Here is a 20,992-nt window from a genome sequence, read left to right as displayed (position 1 = left end):
ACGCCATATTACTAAATGCTGACTCTGCGGCACCTAAAGTGATACTAAAGCCTATTCCGTCAAAGCCATGAATTCCTCTACATCATCCACGCACATGCGTACGGCTTTTTCCCAGAAATCCTTTTTCGTGAGATCGACGTTCAGGTGTTTCTGTGCCAGTTCCTCTACTGTCATCGATGCTGAATCCTTCAAAAGAGCAATATACTTTTCTTCATATCCCTTGCCTTCTTCCAGGGCCATTGCATAAATTCCAAGGGAGAATAAGTAACCGAATGTGTACGGGAAGTTATAGAATGGTACTCCAGTTATAAAGAAATGCAGCTTGGACGCCCAGAACAGCGGGTGATACTCCTCGAGTGCCCCTCCATATGCTTCTTGTTGCGCATTTTTCATCAATTCCCCTAATCTTTCCGGATTGACCACTCCCTGTTTGCGCTCTTCGTAGAACTTAGTTTCAAACAGGAATCTGGCATGAATATTCATCAAGAGTGCGACTGAACGCTGGACTTTATCCTCCAATAAACCAAGCTTCTCTTCCTTAGTCTGCGCGTTTTTCACGGAAGCATCTGAAACAATCATTTCAGCAAATGTAGAAGCTGTTTCTGCCACATTCATCGCATAATTCCGATTCAACAGATGCAGGTCCCTCATTGCATAAGTATGGAAACCGTGTCCAAGTTCATGTGCCAAGGTTGAGACATTGGATGGCGTACCAGAGTAGGTCATGAAGATCCTGGATTGGCTGCTCTCAGGAAAGAAGGTATGAAAGCCGCCAGGAGCCTTGCCAGGACGATCTTCAGCCTCTATCCAATTATCCTCAAATGCCATTTTTGCAAAATCCGCCATTTCTTTGCCAAATTGAGCAAAGTTATCGACAATAAAATCAGCTCCTTGCTGATAGGACATTTTCGATTCAGCACTGCCAATTGGCGCATCCAAATCAAACCAGCTCAGCTTTTCAAGTCCCAGGAGCCCTGCTTTTCGGTTCAAAAACCGGACAAACGGCTCCTTGTTGTCCGAAATAACCTCCCACATAGCATCAAGTGTTTCTTTTTTCATCCTGTTGATATCAAGCGGCTCCTTCAAGACATCCTCCCAGCCCCGCAGCTTATATACATTCAGACGGAAGCCCGCGAGATGATTGAGTGTCTTTGCGTAAAAATCCTCTTTCTCTCCCCAGGCTTTTTCCCATGCCGCGAAAACCTCTTTACGGACAGAACGGTCTGCGTCTGACAGCTTATTGGCAGCCTGGCCGACAGAAAGACTTTCCTCCTTATACTGGACTTTCGTATTTCCCACAAGAAGGTCATACATCTGCCCCCAGCCGTGATAGCCATCCACACTTAATGCATTTATGGCCGACTCCTCTTTTTCGGAAAGTTTTTCAGCTGCACGTTCCCGCCGCTCAGTAAGCACAAAACGGAGCTCCTTCAATAGTCCGTCCTGCAACAGTTCATCCCAAACTTCATTTGAAAAGCTGGATAGCTTCTGATCGAAAATAGTCAGTGCAGTTTGCAATGAAGCACTGAGTTCGGTAACGGTCGCCTTCAATTGCCCAGCCTTCTTATCATCCGTGTTCTGAGCATGCAAACAGCTCACAAATGCACCAGCCTGCCTTACCTTCTTCGCTGCTCCATCGAACAGCCCTACGAGATTTGCCAGCATCGCACTCTCGGTTGACTGATTTACTGGCTCCCATCCCTCTACTTCCTTTTTAAACTTTTCGATTTGCTCCCCTGCGGCCTTTAAATGGTCTGCGAATTCCGGAGAACTGCTTCCCCCTTTAAAAAACACCTCGAGGTCCCAAACATCAGAATATGTATTTGCCATTTCATTTCCCCCTTTAGGTCTATTAATTTATTATAATGTTACTTTTCTAAAATTTCTATTTTTTCATAAACCCAGTCCATCCCTATTCAAGAAAAGGCATATTAAAAGGTTTATCCCATCAGGATAAACCCTTTACCTTCTTAACAAGTGAAATACCACCATCCTCCGAAAATAAGGACGATTACAAGCAAAATGATGAATAGTGCAAACCACGCACCACCCCCGCCGTAAAAGCCGGGATAACCTCCATAAGGAACTCCGTATGGCGGATAATAACCGTAAGGCATACTTTCAACCTCCTTTTCTTTATCCTATTATCAGGTTATGGGTTTCTGTCCATTTTGGTTTGGGCTCCGGTGCAGCTTCCCGTTAAATTTGCAAATTTATCAGCGAAGCACGAGTGGCGTGCACAATTTCTTCACTTATTTAGTGTAAGATGAAGATAATCATACTTTTCAAGGGGTAATTATTAAAATGCCGACAATATTGCTAATAGATAATGAAATGAGGATGCTTGACTTACTTGCTCTTTACCTGGAGCCTGCAGGCCATAAATGCATCAAGATGACCTCCGCCAGCGAGGCTATTGATTTCCTCGAGAATCATGGAGCAGACCTTGTCATACTCGATCTCATGATGCCCGAGATGGACGGCTGGGAGGCATGCGGAGAAATACGGAAACACTGGGATATTCCGATTATCATGCTGAGCGCGAGGAGCGAGAAACCGGATATCGTCAAAGGTTTAAAGATCGGAGCTGATGACTATATCACCAAGCCTTTTGATGAAGAAGAACTTCTTGCAAGAATTGAGGCATTGCTAAGAAGACATTCATCCAAAAGCCAAATGCTTACATTCAAAGGACTGAATCTAAATATGGAATCGTATGAAGTTCAGCATGACGGTATCCTGATCCCGCTGACCCCAAAGGAATTCTCCTTATTAAGCCTTTTCTTGCAAAACAAAAACAAGGTATTCACAAGAGAACATCTGATTTCTACAATATGGGGATATGGTGTCGCAACGGAAGACCGTACGATTGATTCACATGTAAGGAATCTGAGGGACAAGCTTCGGAAAGCCGGATTTGCCGCAGATGAATACCTGGCTACCGTCTGGGGAGTAGGATATAAGTGGATTGATTAGGAAAAAAAGTTTCATTCATATTCTTATGGATAAAAAGAGATAATAAGCAAGTCATTCTCAAAAGGGAGGAATACTTGAATGGAAACTTTATATGACCGCCTTGGCGGACAGGATGCGATTACGAAAGTTGTTGATGTTTTTTACGAAAAGGTGCTTGCTGATGAAACGGTCAACCAGTTCTTCGAGGAAACAGACATGGAAAAACAGCGGCGCCACCAGTCCTTATTCATCAGCTGGGCATTAGGAGGACCAAACCAGTATTCCGGAAGAAGCATGGAGCTTGCGCATAAAGGCATGAACCTTAATGATGAACATTTTGTCGCGATCGCCAATCACCTTGCAGAAAGCCTAAGGGAATTTAATGTCTCGGAACAAGATATCGATGGAGTTCTCACAAAACTGACAGAAATGAAAAATGACATCCTTTATAAATAGAAAAAGAGAAGGGATGCCCCTTCTCTTTTTCTATTTATTTAATTGCTTTGGCAGGTTTTGCAGGAAGGAAATCATCAGAGTCATGCCTTCCCTTGTTTCTTTCTGTGTGACAGCTCTCATCAGCTGCAGGGAGGTCAGAGGCTCTTTATCTTTTGTTTCCTCTTGAGCATGATGGAACGCAGACAGCATACCGTCAACAAGGTCGATGGCACCCAGCTGGATGAAGGAATCCGCAAGTTCTACACCTTTGATTGCCTTCTCCACCATATCGGTCACCATTGGTCCTGTCATCGCTCCTTTCATGGCAGCAGCCATATCCGCAAGCTGCATCAGTGATTTCAGGACTCCTGTTTCTTCCATGCGTTTTACTTCCATCAAAGTCCGCTCGAGGTTCTCGGCTACTTCAGGCAGGGCCTTTAATAGAGAGAGCGTTTCAGGCTGAAGCAGGTCATCAGCCATCTCGACCATCTTGACACCTGTTTCGGCAATGGTCGAGACCATTTCCCCGGTTACTGCATTCATGGCTGCATCAGTGAAGCTGACGAGCTTATGTTGTTCCGTTTTCTGTATTTGAGGTGTTTCTGTAACCATCTCAACCACCCCTTCTATAAAATCCCTTTGGCATTTAACCAGTAAAGCTCATTGTATACTGCTTTGAACCAGTGCAGCAGGTCAGAAGTCTCTGCTGGCTGCGGTGGGTTATTGTAGTCAAACGTAATCATGCTGGCATCTTCAAGGCTGTTTTCAAGGAAGCAGGCCACCTTGCCGTTATAGACAGCTGTTTCCGGACGCCCCGATAATCTGCTGATGATATTGGCAACCAGGGATTCAGATTGATAGTGTGCAGTTGATCCAGCTTTGCTGATTGGCAGGTTTGTTGCATCACCAATTACATAGACATCATCCTGGCCAATCATTTTCAATGTTGTCCGGTTTGTCGGAATGAAGCCTGATTCATCGCCAATGCCGGATTCAATCACAGCTTTGGCACCTGTATGCGTCGGAATCGTAATGAGCATGTCATACTCATGTTCAGAGCCGTCCATTGTAATCGCGACTTTGCGCTTTGGATCCACTTCTTCCAGATTGAAGAATGTTTCATACTTGATATCCCGTTTTTCAAACTGCGGCAGTCCCCATTCTGCAACAGGAACCAATGAATGGATCCGGCCGATGGGATAGGCGTATTTGATTTCAATATCCTTGCGTCTGCCATTTTTGCGGTAATAGTCATCCAGCATCAATGCCAGTTCAAGCGGAGCAGCCGGACATTTGTGCGGCACATCGATAGTGATCAGGATTTTACCTTTTTCCATCGCTGCAAGGTCATCACGCAGGCGTTCTGCTCCTTCGAGTGTATAGAAGTTATGCGCACCTTCCCGTAAACCTGGAACACTGTCAAAGTCAGGATGTGATCCTGTTGCAATGACTAGGTAGTCATATTGATACTGCTTTTTGCCTTTGACCGTCTTCTTCTCTACATCGATTTTCTCAACATCATCATAAACAAGGTTCACATGTCTGTGTACAAGGGCATCCTGCTTTCTGATAAAATGCTCGGACGGTTTTTCATTAAAAGCAATGAATAGGTATCCCGGCTGGTAAATATGCTTTTCTGTATTGGAAATCAAAGTGACTTCGACTTCCCGTTTTTTAATTTCTTCGACAAGCTGACGGGCTAGCCTGTTTGCAACCATTGTACCCGCGCTGCCTGCTCCAAGAACCACGATTTTTTTTGTCATTTCGTCCACCTCTTTACTGGATTCCTTGATCAAGGCTGTTGTTTTTTTCGGACTTTTTTACGGCTTGAAACACTAGAGTTACCGTAAAGAGCCTGTGTCAAACAGCGATCAATTATTTTACTTTTTTAACCGCAATCTTGAATTCATCGCCTTCATTTTCGAGGTAGGCAATTTCGTGGCCCATTTTATTGACCCATTCAGGGATATCGACTGCTGAACCTTTATCAGTGGAAAGGACTTCTACCACATCTCCGACCTGTGCTGTTTTAATGCCTTTTACCAATTCCATTAATGGTCCAGGGCAATATGCTCCTCTTGCATCGATTGATTTTGTTACTTGTACTTCACTCATGATTTATGCCTCCTGTAAGTTCATTTTTATGTTAAAATAAGAACAGATTTTTATTTTTGCTTGAAGGGAAAGTGTGAAAGGCCTGCACGCCGAATCACTTTTCCTGCTTCTGCAGTTACATTGTAATGACTGTTGCTCCCTGGGTCATTCCCAGGAATTTCGTTACCCCGATGACTCCATCGAATACATCCAGCATATCTTCTTCTTTCCAATCCATGATGTCCATTGCCAATGCGCATCCGTAAATATTCAACTCACCCATCTCTTTGCCTTCCTGCAATAATGAATCGAATAATGGGATTTTCTTTGCAAGCATTTCCTTACCGATTGTACCTGTAATAAAGTCTGTGTTTTCGAAGCTGTCTTTACGGAAAGATTTAAGGGCATTCATTGTCACGAACACGTTAACTGTCATTCCTGACATAGATGCGACCGACCCAACAAGTGCTCCAGCATGCAATTTTTCTAGATCTTCAGATAATAAAATAACCGCTAAAGATGGTGTTTGCTGTTCCATAATTTATTGCCTCCTAATAAATTTTTTCGATTAATTTACCTTACACTTGAATTATACCCATACCCCCATATCTATGTCTGTTTCTTTTATGTGAACGTTATTGGTCTAAAAAGTGACAAAACAAAATGTTCATAGGGATATCTATTCCTTTTCAAAAACAAATTTATGGTATTAATTTCCAACAGAAAATTTTTATTGGGACAGACACAATCCCTCTTAATGAGACATAGGAATTTATTATAGGCGAAAGCCTAAAAAAGCGGGGGTGGAAACATGTCTGGCATACTGACAGCACTCGGGTATCTAGTAAAAGAAGTCATCCTTCTTGTTTCGTATGTTAAAAACAATGCATTTCCTCAACCGTTATCTGCTGCTGATGAGCGAAAGTACTTAAGGTTGATGGCGAATGGCGACCCACACGCAAGGAACATGCTGATTGAACACAACCTGAGACTTGTCGCACATATCGTGAAGAAATTCGAAAACACTGGCGAGGATTCTGAGGATTTGATTTCAATCGGAACAATCGGCCTGATCAAGGCCATTGAAAGTTATTCGGAAGGAAAGGGCACCAAGCTTGCCACCTATGCTGCAAGATGTATAGAAAATGAGATTCTTATGCATTTGAGGGCATTGAAGAAAACAAAAAAGGATGTTTCGCTGCATGACCCGATTGGCCAGGACAAAGAAGGAAACGAAATCTCGCTCATCGACGTCCTGAAGTCTGAATCGGAGGATGTAATTGACACGATCCAGCTCAATATGGAGCTTGAAAAAGTGAAAGAATATATCGATGTTCTCGATGACCGTGAAAAAGAGGTCATTGTTGGCCGTTTTGGACTTGATTTGAAAAAGGAGAAAACACAGCGGGAAATTGCCAAAGAACTCGGGATCTCAAGAAGTTATGTATCAAGGATCGAAAAACGGGCATTGATGAAAATGTTCCATGAATTTTACCGTGCGGAAAAGGAAAAGAAGAAAAATAAAGGACAATGAGGAAAAACCCGGACAGTTTCCGGGTTTTTTTATGGAATGCTACTTCGTAAATTGTAAAAACAGCTTTCCGGTTCATCAATATTCCCGCTTTTTTCTCTCCGGAATAGTCTTCAATGGTATAAGGGTGTGGGTGCAAAAAAACGCAATACGCATGCACCCCTTTATAACAACAAAGGCATCAACCACTTATGGCTGATGCCCTTAGACTTTCTACTCCACGCTCACTTCTGCAGCCACTACCAAACCGACAGCGCCGCAGATCACCAATCCCATGACGATTAAGAACATGCCCATCACCCCTTTAACAGACCCATTGTTACACCAAATTTATCATATAAGTACGGTGTTAAAAGGGCGGGGTTGTGAACATTTTGTTAACGATGGAATTTCTTTTTCCTGAAAACAAGCGTTAACAACAATATATGCAATGACATCAAATTACCTCCCAACTCCGTCGTTAGGTGGTGTCCTTCTCCACCCATAAGCTAGCCAGTCTTCTTTGAATTAAATAAATCATTTTCTTTCCACCTTTCTTCGTTAATTTTTCAAATGAATTAAAACTGGCGCAGCATTGATTGACGAGTTTTGTTTTCTTCAACCATTTTTTCAACCATTTCATTATGGCGAATTTCTTCTAAAGTCATTTGGCGTTTTTTAATTGTAATTGTGAAAAACAAGATATTTAAGGTCATAATCGGGTTCACCTCCTTTTGATTCCACCCCAAAAAGCCGCAAGGATTCCTCCCCTGCAGCTTAAATGGGCACAAAAAGGCCACAGGGCACGATTCTCCCTGCGGCTTTGGATGTATTAGTCAATAAAGCAACTTAAATAATCCAGTCCGATCCGGTCGAATGCGTATTACGATATGAAGTTTGTGCTTTTTCCCAGTATCCATTCATGATCATTTCACTCGACCTCCTTCTGAATTATTAACTCACATTGGTAAGTATATCCACTGTTCAATACTTTGTAAACCTTTTTTGGCCTTTTTTTCCAAAAAAACATTCGCCATATTTCAACAAAAAAAACTGCATTCCTGTTATCGGATCAATCCAATAACCGGAATGCAGTTCAGCAAGCCATCCTTATTTCTTCATCAATAATTCCTGGCCTTCCTCTGATTCAATCAGCTGGTTGCGGTATTTTTTCGCAGCAGCAAAGAATAGGATCGAACTAGCAAGGAAGCCCATTGAAGCACCAATAGCAATATATATATCTGTCATCACTTTCGTTTCTGACGGAAGAATCGTCCCAAGATAAAAGAAAACTCCCACAGCAAGGAGGATCGTTCCAAACTGTTTGTAATCAACCATTTTTTCATAGAGTTGTTTAGCCTTCATTTTAATCACCTGCATTTATTAGACTTAACCACATCCCTACTTTAACATGTTTTAAACATATTAACGGTATGTAAATTTTGGAAACTGCCAGGTCCAAACTTATTCCATACCTGATAACATAAAAATAGCGTGGAATTAAGCTCCACGCTATTAAAACCTTTTCCCCTGATGTATCCGGACATTAAAGCTTCCAGTTTTTCACCATTTCATTGACGATTTCAAAAGAATTCTTTGAGGCAAGCTTTGTGAATTCCAGGAAGTTCACGTCTGCTGAACCATCTGCCTGGTCGGACATCGAACGGATGATCACGAATGGGATGTTGTTCATGCTGCATACCTGTCCGACGGCTGCCCCTTCCATTTCTGTGCAATAGCCATTAAGCTCCTCATGAAGGAATCTCACTTTTTCCCGGTCTGCGATGAATTGGTCACCTGATAAAATCCTGCCGCTGACGATTTTCTTGTCTTCAACGATTTCTTTGCTTGCTGCTAACGCCAAGTCAATTAATTGCTTATCCGATTTAAAGACAGAGACTTCCGTATAAGGGATTTCCCCTAGTTTGAAGCCTAGTGCGCGGACATCCATATCATGCTGCACACAATCTGTTGAAATGACGATATCGCCAATTCTTAATTCCGGATTCACCGCTCCCGCTACTCCTGTAAAAACAATTTTAGAAGCGGCGAATTCATCAATCAGGATTTGTGTACATACACTCGCGTTCACTTTTCCTACTCCTGACTTACAAAGTACAACGTCATATCCGTTAAATGTGCCGACATAAAAAGTAATGCCCGCTTTCTTTTTCTCATCATAATCCTTCATTGCATCAAGAATATGCTTTATTTCTTCATCCATTGCACCAATAATACCAATTCTGCTCATAACTGCGTCCTCCCAAAAATTTACTACTATGTATAATTACTTTTAGGCATACGCACTACTAGAATTCGGTGTTAACCCCCGAAATATGCCTATCGTTTTAATTTATCAAAAAACGTATCATTTTTATAGAGAATTTGCTATTTTATTGTGTATAGAATTCTTGTACGCAAAAGGAGCAAAATCTATGGATTTCCAATTTGAACTAATTGAAGACAAAGTTGAATTTTTCGAAGCGGTCGATTTAAAAACCCTTGAGCAAAAAATCAACAAACAAATCGAGATCAATAAAGCAATCATGCTATCCGTCCATCATGTGTCCCATCAAATGCATCTTGATGATAAAGGCAGGCTGTTCTATTCTGCAGTGGTCCATTTCAAGGCTAAAAAGGAAAGGAGCAACTAAGAGTCTTCCTATGCATTTACACTAATAAGCACACAAAAAAACTTGGGATATCCCAAGTTTTTTCTATTGATGCCAACTACATTTATAATTTAATCGTCTTTGTGGTTTCTCCTATATTTACTTCCTTGATTTCTTTTAATCCAAACAAAAGCCGCAGATAGTTTACTATCCGAATCATAAAATGGTAAATGCACATGATGAGGGCAAATGATAAGGATACCAATACTATTATCTTCAATGGAATGGGCCAATCTATGCTATATATGAAGTATCCTATTACGATTATAATCGGTTGATGAAGAATATAAAAAGGCATCGAGGCTTCACTAGCATATTTTAATGTTCGATTAGTGAAGTCCAAATATTTATCTCCCAGGAAAAGCATAAAGAATAGCGTGTTCCATACCAATAAGACACGAACAATCATAAAAATCGCCCAACTCACTCCTGTTTTCAGCGGGAACCCATAGAAGATAACCCAATATAGATAGATCGCTGTAAAAAGGATGCTCAACCCACCTGCAAAAACGCCTGTTTTACGCACGAACTGCCTTAATGATTCTCTAGCAAAAAAATAAAATCCGGATATATAGAGCAATAAATAAAAGATAATTCCCCAACTACCTAAATTCACAATGCTGTTAACAGTCAAGGCAGCGATTGATAAAGGAATGGGTATGAGCAAATAATGGAGGATACTAAATTCCTTTCGCCCTGCGTCCTGCCTTATTTTCAGAAAAAACGGCAGCGTGATGCCGGAAAAAAGCAGCAGCATTAAAAGGTACCAAAGATGATGTCCAAAAAAAGCGAAATTTCCATTTCCCCCTATTTCCAAATAGAGTCCATCAAAGTAATGGGGATAGAACTGCATGAATGACCCATTAAATTGAAGATTCGTGATTCTCTCAATATACACTTGAGGAGGTGATAATAGAAAGATTCCTAAAAGTAAGGGGATGCCCAATCGTAAAAGTCTTTCTTTTATAAAACTTGTAGAATCCCTTCTTTTTAATGCGTAATAAGTAGACATTCCTGAAAGCACAAAAAAGATTGGCATGATCCAATTTCCTACTAAGAGTGAAAAAAACTCAACATATGTATGATTTATTATGTTGTTCTTAATGTGCCAGTCAAATGAATTAAAAAACATTGAACAATGATAAAGAAACACAATCATCATTGCCAAGACCTTTATCCAGTCAAGGTAAAAATGTCTGATGGACACCTTTTTATCTTCCATAAATTCCCTCCCTTTACGTTAACTATATATCTTTTTGAAGGAAAATGCACAAAAAAATAGCAGTCTAATACAAGTGACAACTTCCATTGCCAAATTGTGTATTAGAGTGCTAATGATTAACTCTTTCGCTATTCTTTTTTAGACGTATAACGAATCGTTGTTAGCGTTTATCATTTTGGATCAATTCTTCTACCTTGACCGGTTTCCAGCCTTCGCCGTCCACCCATTGAATCCACACCCTGAATGTCTGGTCGCTGCCTTTTTCAGAGATCGTTCCGACTGCTGTATTAGGCGCACCGCCATTTTCATTCCACCATACCGTCATGTTATTTTTATCAATCCCGGTTGCATAAGAATAGGCAAGAATCATTTCCTGCCAATCTGCTGCATTTTGGTCGAATACAGTATTATGTTCGCCGGTTTGGGTAGTGCCAACCGGCTTCCATTCAGGATTTTCAATCGTTTGTTTCACGTTGGCATCACTGCCGCCCTCTGTCACGATCGGTTCTGCCTGTTCCTCGGCAGACTCTTCATCTGCTTCTTCCGAATCGGATTTTTCCTCAGCATTTTTTTCGGAGTCTTTATCATCTTTTGAGCCAGCGCCTTTGCTATCCTCTTTTTTCTCTGGAGAATCTGAGGACTGACTCTTTTCTGTCGCTACATCGTTTTGGTCAGCTGCGCTTTCATCATTGCTGAAAAAGATATTAAATGAAACAATGCCAATTAACAAAATCACAATAACAATCAAGCTATTTAAAATAAGGTTCGTTTTTCTGCGCTTCGCCCTTTTCTGAGAGCGCATCCCCTCATTTAGGCTGTCATAATCATTCTTCAAAATCTTTCCCTCCCTTTCAAGGTTGTCAACATTCTACCATGACTCGGGGCAAACTTGAAGGATTTTATATTCGTCTAATCTGGTATCACTCATTTTCAGGACCTTCAGCGGGTGTTCCATGGTTGAAATTATAGACCTCCTTTACTATATCTGCAAAAAGAGGGTTAACACCGCCCTCATCCTCGAAGACCCCTAAATTGACAGTCACAAGTGCATACTTTGGCTTTTCAAAAGGAAAATATCCGGCGAACCACTTATTGTGCAATTGCTTTTTGCTTTCGTATCTGCCTGTTTCAGCAGTTCCGGATTTTCCCGCAACATCATATGGCAAGTCCCGGAACCACCTGCCAGTACCCTCTTCATTCACAACGACTTCCCGTAAAAGCTTTTGGAGTTTCATGGCCGTATAAGGGGAAATATGCTCCCCTGGAAGTTTATCTTTGGGAAATTCGGTCATTTTCGTCCCATTTTGATACTGGATCGACAAGACAGCCCTGACCATATCTTTTTCACCACCCCTGGCGATTGTCGCCATCATGTTGGCGACTGCAAGCGGAGACACCCTGACTTCATGCTGGCCAATTCCTGACAATGCGGCAAAATTCCTATCCTTCCTCGCTTCATCCGACAGGAAAACCCTTCCTGTTTCCTCATCCTGAAGCTGTCTGAAACCCTCTATATGAAAAATATTTCCAGTCCAGCCTGTACCGCCTGTCATTGAAAGCATTTCAGCATACCTTTCCAAAATATGTGGATCCTCTTTCTGTAATTCCTGGGCCACTTCTCCAAATGTTCGATTGCAGCTGACTGCGAAGCTTTCAGGAAAATTGAGCATCCCGTGTTGATATTTCGTATCTTTTTCACCATTGATGGTCTTGCTGCAATCAAACTTCCTGGCCGGGTCATCCAGCCCCTTATCAATCGCAGCCGCAGCGACCACCGTTTTAAACACCGACCCTGGAATATGCTGCTTGACCATCATATTTTCAACCCCTTCATCCGTATAGGGTTTGGATGGGTTTAAGACTGGCCTCGAAACCATTGCCAAAATGCTGTTTGTTTCAATATCCAGCAGGATGACTCCGCCTTTTTTGATTTTATGCTGATCCACTTTTTCCTCAAGGATCATTTGCAAATCCTTATCAATCGATGTCTGCAGATTGATTGGATAGAACGGGTTGGCTGGTTCGATATATTTCACATTGATTCCGAATAATGGAGCCCCTTCTCCATCCACATGGTAAACAAGCTTTGACTTCCCTTCCGCTACGAGGAATTCATCGAAGCTTTTTTCCAGACCTGATAGGCCAATCAGGGTCCTAGGCAGGAACTCCTTCTCACCATACCTCAATCTCAGGGCATCTTCATTTTCGCCTATGATTCCCACAAGCTGCGTGGCTGGCACTTTTTCCATAGGGTATTTTCGCTCAACAGCAAATACACCAGGGATTTCCAGTCCATTGATGACCTCCATTTGGCTTCTGGTCAGGATTACAGGATCTGGATCTCCAAAAGCAAATGGTTCCTTGGAATCTTCAACTGCAGTTTTTAATGCGTATTCAGAAACACCAATGGCTCGTGCGACCTTATCAGCCTCCCAGTCCATTTTCTTTAAAAATGGAAACAGAACCAACACTGACGAGGTCTCATAGGTTAATGGTTCACCCCGACGGTCGAGGAAATTTCCTCTGCCATTATCTACGACCATTTCCTGTGACCTTTGCTTGACGCTTGCTTCGATTAAATTGATCCTATGTTTTGAAAATGATTCTGTATCGATCAGCTGCAGCTGAGCCAGCCGGAATATTAGCAGGCCAAAGCCTGCCAGACAGATGGAAATCCAGGCTACCATTCTTTTTTTACGCATAAAAAACACCTCGTCAAAAGTGTTGACGAGGTGCCGGAATTTCAAACCTATAGATCATTACTTAATAGAAGTGATGCGAACGCTCATTTCACCGCCAGGAGTCTGAACAGCCACTTGATCGCCCACTTTTTTGCCCATCAGACTTTTCGCAATCGGAGAGTCATTTGAAATTTTGCCCTCAAATGGATCTGCTTCTGCACTTCCAACGATTGTATAAGATTCTTCATCGCCATCAGGAAGCTCGACAAATGTAACCGTGCGGCCAAGGCTGACAGCATCTGTGCTCAACTCATCTTCCTGGATGATTTTTGCGTTTCGGATCATATTTTCAAGAGTCGTGATACGGCCTTCAACAAAAGCTTGTTCCTCTTTTGCAGAATCGTACTCAGAGTTCTCTGAAAGATCACCAAAGCTGCGGGCGATCTTGATTCTCTCAACCACTTCTTTTCGTTTAACTGTCTTCAATTGTTCCAATTCTTGTTCCAGCTTTTCTTTCCCTGCCTGTGTCATAGGAAAAACTTTTTCTGTAGCCAAAATACTTCACTCCTTCTAGTCTTCACAAATCCCCAAAATAGATTGTGTAATATTATATTATGTATCCTGAAAAATATACAGGAGCGCGTCCTATATCAGGGCGCGCAGTTTAAACAGGGCCATTTCAGGCCATTTATTTACCTTTGGAGAAAAGGAAGCACTTTTTGCAAGTACTTCCATGTCCATATTATCTATGCTATTGTGTCACAAAAATGATTTTTGTTCAAGAATTGTTTGAATTTTTGTTACCATCAGGTCAATCGCAACATGGTTGTGACCGCCCTCAGGTATAATTACATCCGCATAACGCTTAGTCGGCTCAATGAACTGGTTATGCATCGGCCTGACAACGTTCACGTACTGTTCAATAACCGAATCCATTGAGCGCCCTCGCTCCTTGATGTCGCGCAGGAGCCTGCGGATGATCCGCAAATCTGCATCCGTGTCTACATAGAGTTTGATATCCATCAAATCCCGCAATCTCTGATCCTCGAGGATCAAAATCCCTTCAAGAATGATAACATCCTTCGGTTCGACATGTACGACTTCGTTTGAGCGAGTGTGGATGGCATAATCGTAAACCGGCTTCTCTACTGCCTCGTGCTGAAGCAGTTTCTGGATATGCTCTATCAAAAGATCATTGTCAAAAGCCAGTGGATGGTCATAATTTGTCTTTAAACGCTCTTCCATAGGCAGGTGGCTCTGGTCTTTGTAATAGTAGTCTTGCTCAATCATAAGAATTGATTGACTCTTAAAGCTATCATAAATAGCTTTTGTCACGCTTGTCTTTCCTGAGCCGGAGCCGCCGGCTACACCAATTACAACAGGTTTGCGGTCCATTTATTACTTCTCCTTCCGCATCATGTTATTTGGGTAGACAGGCTTGTCCATCTTGAACTTCACGATCTGAAGCGGATGGCGGGCAACATCCAGTTCATTGCCATCTTCATCCCAGACCTTGTCAATCACATGAGTGAAGTTCTCGATTTCCGGTCCAAAGAATTCAACCTCGTCGCCAGGCTTGAAGTAGTTCCTTTGCTGGAGTGTCACCATTTGTGTCTCAGCATCGTAATCAAGCACAAGACCGGCAAAATCGAAAGTGGTCTTTTTGCTATGGTTTCCAAACATTTGCTCTTTATACCCAGGAACCCCTTCAAAGAAGGCAGTTGCTGTCTCGCGGTTCGCACATTTGTCTAATTCTTCAAGCCATTCCTGCTTGATTACGAAGTTTTCAGGATCCGCACAATATTCATCAATCACTTTGCGGTATACGCTGACTACTGTTGCGATATAGTGGATCGACTTCATGCGGCCTTCAATTTTTAGGCTGTCAATGCCAATTTCAATCATACGCGGAATTGATTCAATCAGCTTAAGGTCTTTAGGGCTCATAGCGAACGGAGCATCCCCATCATTGAACAATGGGTTCTCATCGCTTCCTTCGAGTTTATATAAGTCATAGTCCCAGCGGCATGACTGGCAGCAGCCGCCGCGGTTTGAATCACGTGCAGTCATGTGATTGCTCAGAGTACAACGTCCGGAATAAGCAATACACATTGCTCCGTGGACAAAGGTTTCTATTTCAATGTCGACCTTTTCCTTCATTAACTTGATTTCTTCAGCACCAGTTTCACGCGCCAGTACGACACGCTCGAGTCCTTCTTCCTTCCAGAACTGGACTGCTTTCCAGTTTGATAGAGATTGCTGCGTGCTTAAGTGGACCTCGATCTCAGGAGCGACCCTGCGGCAAGTTTCGATGATGAGCGGATCAGCCACGATGATTCCGTGTACCCCTGCTTCCTTCAACCCCATCATATAATCTTCTAGTCCATCAATATTCTCATTATGTGCGAAGATATTTGTTGTAACATATATTTTTGCACCGTATTTCTTGGCGAACTCGACACCTTCCTTCATTTCCTCAAAGGTGAAATTATCCGCATTAGAACGCAAACCATATTCCTGTCCGCCGATGAAAACGGCATCTGCACCGTAGTGGACGGCAATCTTAAGTTTTTCAAGATTTCCAGCCGGCGCTAGCAGTTCTGGTTTTTTCACGATGACACGTTTACCATCGACAATTTGCGAAATTTTATCTGCTACTGCTGCCATTACGCAACCTCCTCATAGTTCTTCCTGTTAATAAACCGTCTCTTTGAAAAAGAATCCTGTATCCAGCGGGCGATTAGGCGGCTGCAGTTCTTCTGCCGCTTCCAGCAAGCTATCTTTTTCTTCGTCGTATTGGTCAGGATCTTCAATTGCCAAATCAATGGCTTTGCGGTAGAGCTTTGTAACTTCCAATATATATTCAGGGCTCTTCAGGATACCGTCGATTTTAAGAGAATCGACGCCTGCTTCCAAAAGCTCCGTCAGTTCGTCAATAATGCAAATATCATTAGGACTCATGATATGCGTGCCATTTTCATCTTCGAAAATAGGGTATTTATTCTCACGCTCTTTATCGTGGAGGAACATATCACGTTCTTGCTTACGATTTTCTACCTCCAGTGCCTTGCCTTGATACTCAAAATAATGGCCAAGAAGCGGGCGCTTTGACTGGAACATGTTCATCATTCCATGAACCTGTACCTCGATTTCCACCTCGGCATTTTCCTTGATTTCTACGATGGCATCCATATTGATTTCCCTTGCAAGGACAGCGCGCTTTGCACCTTTCCTGCCCCAATAGTTGCACGTATACCAGTTCGTCACTGTCATTTCGGTGCTCCAATGCAGCTTCATGTCGGGTGTATATTCCTTAGCAGCCATCAAAACAGCAGGGTCACCAAAAGTAACTGCATCCGCTTTTACATCTTGGAGGAATGTGAGGTAGTCGCCTAGCAAGTCCACTTTTTCGTTGTGGAACAACGCATTCATGGCTACATATACTTTTTTGCCTTTAGAGTGTGCCAATTCAATTGCCTGTTTTACGTCTTCACGGTTGAACTCACCAGCAAGACGAAGACCGAATTTTTGCTCTCCAATCAGGAATGCATCAGCTCCAGTCTCTGCCAATGGGATAATATCATTTATACTAGTTGGCGTTACCAATAATTCAGGTTTCTTCATTCCGTTCACCTCTTCTTACTAACCGCTACGCCATCGCCAATCGGAAGTATGATCGTGTCATACTCCTCATTGGCTGCAAGCCAGCGGTTGAATTCGTCTATTTTTTTTACCAGGCTGCGGACTCTTCTGCTTTCTGCTTCCTGGTTATATACAAGCCCCTTAAAAAGGATGTTATCCGTGATGATCATTCCCCCGGGTTTCAAGTAACTCGAGTACAGTTCGAAAAATCGTTTGTACTGTCCTTTTGCCGCATCAATGAAAATAGCGTCAAATGGAGCATGGGCCCCGACTTCCGCTTCAAGCTCAAGCGCATCCCCTTTGATCTGGGTGATTCGGTCCTGCATGCCCGCTCTTTTAATATAATCGACGGCAAGCTCGTACCGGTCTTCATCACGCTCGAGTGTGATGATATTAGCCTGCGGCAGGGCAAATGCCATCCTCATTGCGGAATAGCCGATTGCAGTCCCGACTTCCAGGATTGTTTCCGGCTGCTGGATTCTTAGAAGCTGGAGCATTGTTTCTATGCCGGCCTGCTCCATAATGGGTACACCGTTAAGCAACGCATACTCTTCCATCTCGGATAGTATGCCATCTCTGGGCTGTATGAGAGAATCTATATAATTCTGCAGCTCTTCGTTCAGCAAGCTGCCTCACCTCTATTCAAAGGCTCTAAAGAAAGCCAGAGTAGGTTTGGACATGACTGTACAGGCATGAAAAAAATAGCGTTCACAGGTTAAAAGAGAAAACCAAACAGGTCCATTAGCTAAAAAGCTTAAACTCCTTCATCTGCAATGCACGCTATCGAATAAACACTGACGCCCAAATAGAGCATCCGCCAGACAGTAACATGACTATAAAAAAACACTTGAATTATTTTACCACAATAAGAAGGGAAATGCGAACCTTTCTGCATTTCCCTTTTATTGCTGTTATTTTTTATTGGTGATATGTTCATTCACTTTGCGATTATGCTCATCCAGAGTCTTCGAGAAGAGCACCTCACCTGTGGAAGTCGCGATGAAATACATATCATCAGTGTCAGCTGGAGCCAGTGCGGCTTCAATTGACATGATCCCGGGATTGGCGATAGGTCCAGGTGGCAGCCCCTGGATTTTATAGGTATTATAAGGGTCATCGATTTCAAGATCCTTAAAATACACGCGTTCTTTATGTTCGCCGTGGGCATACAGGACAGTTGGGTCTGTCTGCAGCATCATTCCGTCTTCCAGGCGATTGTAGAAGACGCTGGCAATCTTATCGCGGTCTGCTTTCTCAGTTGCTTCCTCTTCGATTAGTGATGCCATCGTCATTAATTCATGCGTCGACATTTCCTGTTCTTCCATCTGTCCCCTGAATTCACCAAGCACTTCCTTCGTCTTTGTCAGCATGACAGTGACAATTTCCTCGATTGTTGGTTTTTCGGAGTAAAATGGGTAAGTAGCAGGGAATAGATAGCCTTCTAGCGGGTACTTCACATTCTCTTTCAGGATTTCATCAGTAAGGACATCCGGATATTTCTCCATCATTTTTTTGATGAATTCTTTATCGTTCAGCTGTTTGAAAACTTCTGCTTCATCCTGCTGTGTTTTTTCAGCAATGATCCCGGCAATTTGTTTCAGCTGTTTACCTTCAGGAATTGTGATCTTCATGACCACATCCTGCATGACTTTACCTGTTTTCAAGCTTGTGATGATTTCAGGCAGCGTCATTGACGGTTTCATTTTATAATCTCCGGCCATGAAGCCGGCTTCATTTTTGAACTTCACATAATATTTGAAGACTCGGGCATCCCTTATGACCCCTTTATCCTCAAGAATCTGCCCGATACCTGTAGTAGAAGAACCAATAGGAATCGTGACATCGATGGTTTTCTTGCTGTTTTCCTCGACAGGCTTCATGGCTTCTTTTATGTAATAATAGCCGCCGCCGCCGATCGCTCCGATGAGCAAGATGGCCACGATTGCAGTAATGAAAACAATCTTCCTCACAATTTTCGCTTCTTTCTGCTGCTCAATCAGCTTTTCAGTAATCAAATTTTTCTTATCTTTTTTCGGATCCTGTATATTCTTTTCGTCAGACATAAGTTCCCCCTCCAGATAACAAAACATACTTCCTGGATACTCTCTATTATCACATCTCGAACCATTATACTATATTTTCTATTTCTATTTGCAAATAATTACGAAAAAATACCTTGAACGACAAACAAACCAAAAATTCGACAATGATGTTAGATATGTTCTGACACCCATATGCAGTGCCTTTTATGGAAGGTGCTATTGTGGAAGGCAAATATTGATTACACATTTTAAGATTTAGCTTTGTTTGATTGTTAGAGTTCTTCGATCGGACACTTCTTCAGGATTCTTCTCTCTTTTTGTCCGATAGAGCCCTGCTATCGAACACTTCTTCAGGATTCTTCTCTCTTTTTGTCCGATAGGGCCCTTCTATCGGACACTTCTTCAGGATTTTTCTCCCTTTTTGTCCGATAGGGCCCTGCTATCGGGCACTTCTTCAGGATTCTTCTCCTTGTTTGTCCGATAGCGCCCTTCTATCGGACACTTCTTCAGGATTCTTCTCCTTGTTTGTCCGATAGCGCCCTTCTATCAGACACTTATTCGGGATACAGCATCCTGTTTGTCCGTTAGAGCCTTCTATCGGACGCATACCTAAGAATCATGCCACTGATTGTCCATTTATATTTTTCCGGCAAAAAATAAAAGGACCAGGCTTCATTCGCCTGGTCCAGATTTGACAATCTTATTCTTCGTCTTGCTCGGCAAGGAATGTTTCGAGCATTTCTTCAATCATGTCCCACTCTTCATCTGTTTCGATTGGCATGAGCTCGCCATCTTCATTATCTTCTGTTGGTGTGAAAGCAGATGCGTGGATTTCGATTTCCTCATCATCGTTATCTTCTGCTCCGACTGGATAATAAAGTACATATGATTTTCCGAACTCTTCGGAATCAAATGTGAAAAGTACTTCGCATAATTGTTCGTTGCCGTTTTCGTCTACTACTGTAATGTTGTTTTCACCGTGATCCATTGTAGTCACCTCAATTTAATTTTGGCTGTTCAAATAGCCTTGTAAGATCATTACTGCGGCCATCTTATCGATGACCTTCTTTCTTTTTTTGCGGCTTACATCTGCCTCAAGCAAAACTCTCTCGGCAGCCACTGTCGTCAGACGCTCGTCCCATAAAATGGTTTGAACCCCAAACCGTTCTTCAAGCTCACGGGCATAGAACTGGCTTGCTTCGCCGCGCGGGCCAATCGTCCCGTTCATATTCTTCGGCAAACCTACGACTACTTTGCCGACTTCGTTCTCTTTTATTATTTTACCAATTTCATCGAAACCAAACACATTTTCTTCTTCGTTGATTTTCAATGTTTCAAGTCCCTGAGCTGTCCAGCCGAGTTCATCGCTCAGGGCTATGCCGACCGTTTTCGATCCGACATCCAGTCCCATGATCCGCAATTTATTTCCCCTCTCGATGGTTCCTTAAGTAGGATTTAACCAGTTCCTCGATAATTTCATCCCGCTCCAGCTTGCGGATGATGTTGCGGGCATCCCGATGGCGGGGAATATAGGCCGGGTCGCCAGAGAGCAAATATCCGACGATTTGGTTGATCGGGTTATATCCCTTTTCCTGCAGCGCTTCGTACACCTGCAGCAGGACTTCATTGGCATCATGCTCAAAAGGCTCTTCGGGAAAATTAAATCTCATCGTTTTATCAAAAGAGCTCATCGAATGCACCTCACTTTTAAGAAATGGCAGGTAAAATTTTCTTTCAAG

General features: G+C 42.6%; 25 protein-coding genes. 4 read left to right on the top strand and 21 right to left on the bottom strand.

Annotation, left to right across the window (positions count from 1 at the left end):
* Window positions 1–51: 51 nt before the first annotated feature.
* Both FS736_RS09330 and FS736_RS24280 read right to left on the bottom strand, forming a co-directional pair.
* A complete protein-coding gene (locus FS736_RS09330; RefSeq protein ID WP_144476127.1) occupies window positions 52–1,830 on the bottom strand; it encodes a M3 family oligoendopeptidase in 1,779 nt (592 codons plus the stop codon).
* A gap of 140 nt (window positions 1,831–1,970) precedes the next feature.
* Window positions 1,971–2,117 carry a hypothetical protein gene (locus FS736_RS24280; protein WP_186326744.1) on the bottom strand — a complete coding sequence of 49 codons (147 nt, stop codon included), beginning with the start codon at window positions 2,115–2,117 and terminating at the stop codon, window positions 1,971–1,973.
* Window positions 2,118–2,304: 187 nt separating this feature from the next.
* Between FS736_RS24280 and FS736_RS09325 the strand changes: the two genes are divergently transcribed.
* Both FS736_RS09325 and FS736_RS09320 read left to right on the top strand, forming a co-directional pair.
* Window positions 2,305–2,976: a response regulator transcription factor gene (locus tag FS736_RS09325; RefSeq protein ID WP_144476126.1), complete on the top strand. Its 672-nt coding sequence runs from the start codon at window positions 2,305–2,307 to the stop codon at window positions 2,974–2,976.
* A gap of 78 nt (window positions 2,977–3,054) precedes the next feature.
* Window positions 3,055–3,411, top strand: coding sequence for a group I truncated hemoglobin (locus FS736_RS09320; protein WP_144476125.1), 357 nt, complete (start codon window positions 3,055–3,057; stop codon window positions 3,409–3,411).
* Window positions 3,412–3,441: 30 nt separating this feature from the next.
* Here the strand turns inward: FS736_RS09320 and FS736_RS09315 are convergent, their stop codons facing one another.
* The 4 genes from FS736_RS09315 to FS736_RS09300 form a co-directional block, all read right to left on the bottom strand.
* Window positions 3,442–4,002: a helical membrane plugin domain-containing protein gene (locus FS736_RS09315; protein ID WP_144476124.1), complete on the bottom strand. Its 561-nt coding sequence runs from the start codon at window positions 4,000–4,002 to the stop codon at window positions 3,442–3,444.
* Between the two features lie 14 nt (window positions 4,003–4,016).
* Complete coding sequence (locus FS736_RS09310) at window positions 4,017–5,153, bottom strand: NAD(P)/FAD-dependent oxidoreductase (protein WP_144476123.1); 1,137 nt, start codon at window positions 5,151–5,153, stop codon at window positions 4,017–4,019.
* 112 nt (window positions 5,154–5,265) lie between these two features.
* Window positions 5,266–5,505, bottom strand: coding sequence for a sulfurtransferase TusA family protein (locus FS736_RS09305; protein WP_023627220.1), 240 nt, complete (start codon window positions 5,503–5,505; stop codon window positions 5,266–5,268).
* A 115-nt stretch (window positions 5,506–5,620) separates the two neighbouring features.
* Window positions 5,621–6,022, bottom strand: coding sequence for a DsrE/DsrF/DrsH-like family protein (locus FS736_RS09300; protein ID WP_144476122.1), 402 nt, complete (start codon window positions 6,020–6,022; stop codon window positions 5,621–5,623).
* A 273-nt stretch (window positions 6,023–6,295) separates the two neighbouring features.
* Between FS736_RS09300 and sigK the strand changes: the two genes are divergently transcribed.
* Entirely contained in the window at window positions 6,296–7,018 is a 723-nt protein-coding gene (gene sigK / locus FS736_RS09295) for an RNA polymerase sporulation sigma factor SigK (protein ID WP_144476121.1), read from the top strand.
* Window positions 7,019–7,572: 554 nt separating this feature from the next.
* Here sigK and FS736_RS09290 read toward each other — a convergent pair.
* The 3 genes from FS736_RS09290 to FS736_RS09280 form a co-directional block, all read right to left on the bottom strand.
* On the bottom strand, window positions 7,573–7,710 hold the full coding sequence (locus tag FS736_RS09290; RefSeq protein ID WP_144476120.1) for a YrzI family small protein: 138 nt from the start codon (window positions 7,708–7,710) through the stop codon (window positions 7,573–7,575).
* Between the two features lie 394 nt (window positions 7,711–8,104).
* On the bottom strand, window positions 8,105–8,359 hold the full coding sequence (locus FS736_RS09285) for a YrhC family protein (protein WP_251540958.1): 255 nt from the start codon (window positions 8,357–8,359) through the stop codon (window positions 8,105–8,107).
* Between the two features lie 181 nt (window positions 8,360–8,540).
* A complete protein-coding gene (locus tag FS736_RS09280; RefSeq protein WP_144476119.1) occupies window positions 8,541–9,245 on the bottom strand; it encodes a 5'-methylthioadenosine/adenosylhomocysteine nucleosidase in 705 nt (234 codons plus the stop codon).
* Between the two features lie 184 nt (window positions 9,246–9,429).
* On the opposite strand from FS736_RS09280, the gene FS736_RS09275 reads away from it, so the two are divergent.
* Complete coding sequence (locus FS736_RS09275; protein WP_144476118.1) at window positions 9,430–9,648, top strand: YrzA family protein; 219 nt, start codon at window positions 9,430–9,432, stop codon at window positions 9,646–9,648.
* Between the two features lie 82 nt (window positions 9,649–9,730).
* Here FS736_RS09275 and FS736_RS09270 read toward each other — a convergent pair whose 3' ends face one another.
* From FS736_RS09270 to FS736_RS09215, 12 genes are all read right to left on the bottom strand, one after another.
* Complete coding sequence (locus FS736_RS09270) at window positions 9,731–10,888, bottom strand: acyltransferase family protein (protein ID WP_144476117.1); 1,158 nt, start codon at window positions 10,886–10,888, stop codon at window positions 9,731–9,733.
* A gap of 160 nt (window positions 10,889–11,048) precedes the next feature.
* Complete coding sequence (locus FS736_RS09265) at window positions 11,049–11,723, bottom strand: YrrS family protein (RefSeq protein ID WP_144476116.1); 675 nt, start codon at window positions 11,721–11,723, stop codon at window positions 11,049–11,051.
* Between the two features lie 85 nt (window positions 11,724–11,808).
* Window positions 11,809–13,590: a peptidoglycan D,D-transpeptidase FtsI family protein gene (locus tag FS736_RS09260; protein WP_144476115.1), complete on the bottom strand. Its 1,782-nt coding sequence runs from the start codon at window positions 13,588–13,590 to the stop codon at window positions 11,809–11,811.
* Between the two features lie 57 nt (window positions 13,591–13,647).
* Window positions 13,648–14,124, bottom strand: coding sequence for a transcription elongation factor GreA (greA, locus tag FS736_RS09255; protein WP_144476114.1), 477 nt, complete (start codon window positions 14,122–14,124; stop codon window positions 13,648–13,650).
* A gap of 204 nt (window positions 14,125–14,328) precedes the next feature.
* Window positions 14,329–14,964, bottom strand: coding sequence for a uridine kinase (gene udk / locus FS736_RS09250; RefSeq protein ID WP_144476113.1), 636 nt, complete (start codon window positions 14,962–14,964; stop codon window positions 14,329–14,331).
* A 3-nt stretch (window positions 14,965–14,967) separates the two neighbouring features.
* The gene (locus tag FS736_RS09245) at window positions 14,968–16,236 is read right to left on the bottom strand and encodes a peptidase U32 family protein (protein ID WP_144476112.1); all 1,269 of its coding nucleotides are present in this window, start codon (window positions 16,234–16,236) and stop codon (window positions 14,968–14,970) included.
* A gap of 27 nt (window positions 16,237–16,263) precedes the next feature.
* Window positions 16,264–17,193, bottom strand: coding sequence for a peptidase U32 family protein (locus FS736_RS09240; RefSeq protein ID WP_144476111.1), 930 nt, complete (start codon window positions 17,191–17,193; stop codon window positions 16,264–16,266).
* Window positions 17,194–17,198: 5 nt separating this feature from the next.
* Entirely contained in the window at window positions 17,199–17,837 is a 639-nt protein-coding gene (locus FS736_RS09235) for an O-methyltransferase (RefSeq protein ID WP_144476110.1), read from the bottom strand.
* A 285-nt stretch (window positions 17,838–18,122) separates the two neighbouring features.
* On the bottom strand, window positions 18,123–19,274 hold the full coding sequence (mltG, locus tag FS736_RS09230) for an endolytic transglycosylase MltG (RefSeq protein ID WP_144476109.1): 1,152 nt from the start codon (window positions 19,272–19,274) through the stop codon (window positions 18,123–18,125).
* Between the two features lie 679 nt (window positions 19,275–19,953).
* Entirely contained in the window at window positions 19,954–20,241 is a 288-nt protein-coding gene (locus FS736_RS09225; protein WP_023627201.1) for a DUF1292 domain-containing protein, read from the bottom strand.
* A gap of 15 nt (window positions 20,242–20,256) precedes the next feature.
* Complete coding sequence (gene ruvX / locus FS736_RS09220) at window positions 20,257–20,673, bottom strand: Holliday junction resolvase RuvX (protein WP_186326743.1); 417 nt, start codon at window positions 20,671–20,673, stop codon at window positions 20,257–20,259.
* Between the two features lies 1 nt (window position 20,674).
* The gene (locus FS736_RS09215) at window positions 20,675–20,944 is read right to left on the bottom strand and encodes an IreB family regulatory phosphoprotein (protein WP_023627198.1); all 270 of its coding nucleotides are present in this window, start codon (window positions 20,942–20,944) and stop codon (window positions 20,675–20,677) included.
* Window positions 20,945–20,992: the final 48 nt, after the last annotated feature.

Origin of the sequence: Cytobacillus oceanisediminis 2691 (assembly GCF_007678455.1) — a bacterium.
Classification (GTDB): domain Bacteria; phylum Bacillota; class Bacilli; order Bacillales; family Cytobacillaceae; genus Mesobacillus; species Mesobacillus oceanisediminis_A.
Note: the sequence above shows the minus strand (reverse complement) of the source record. Positions and strands in the feature narration are given on the sequence as shown.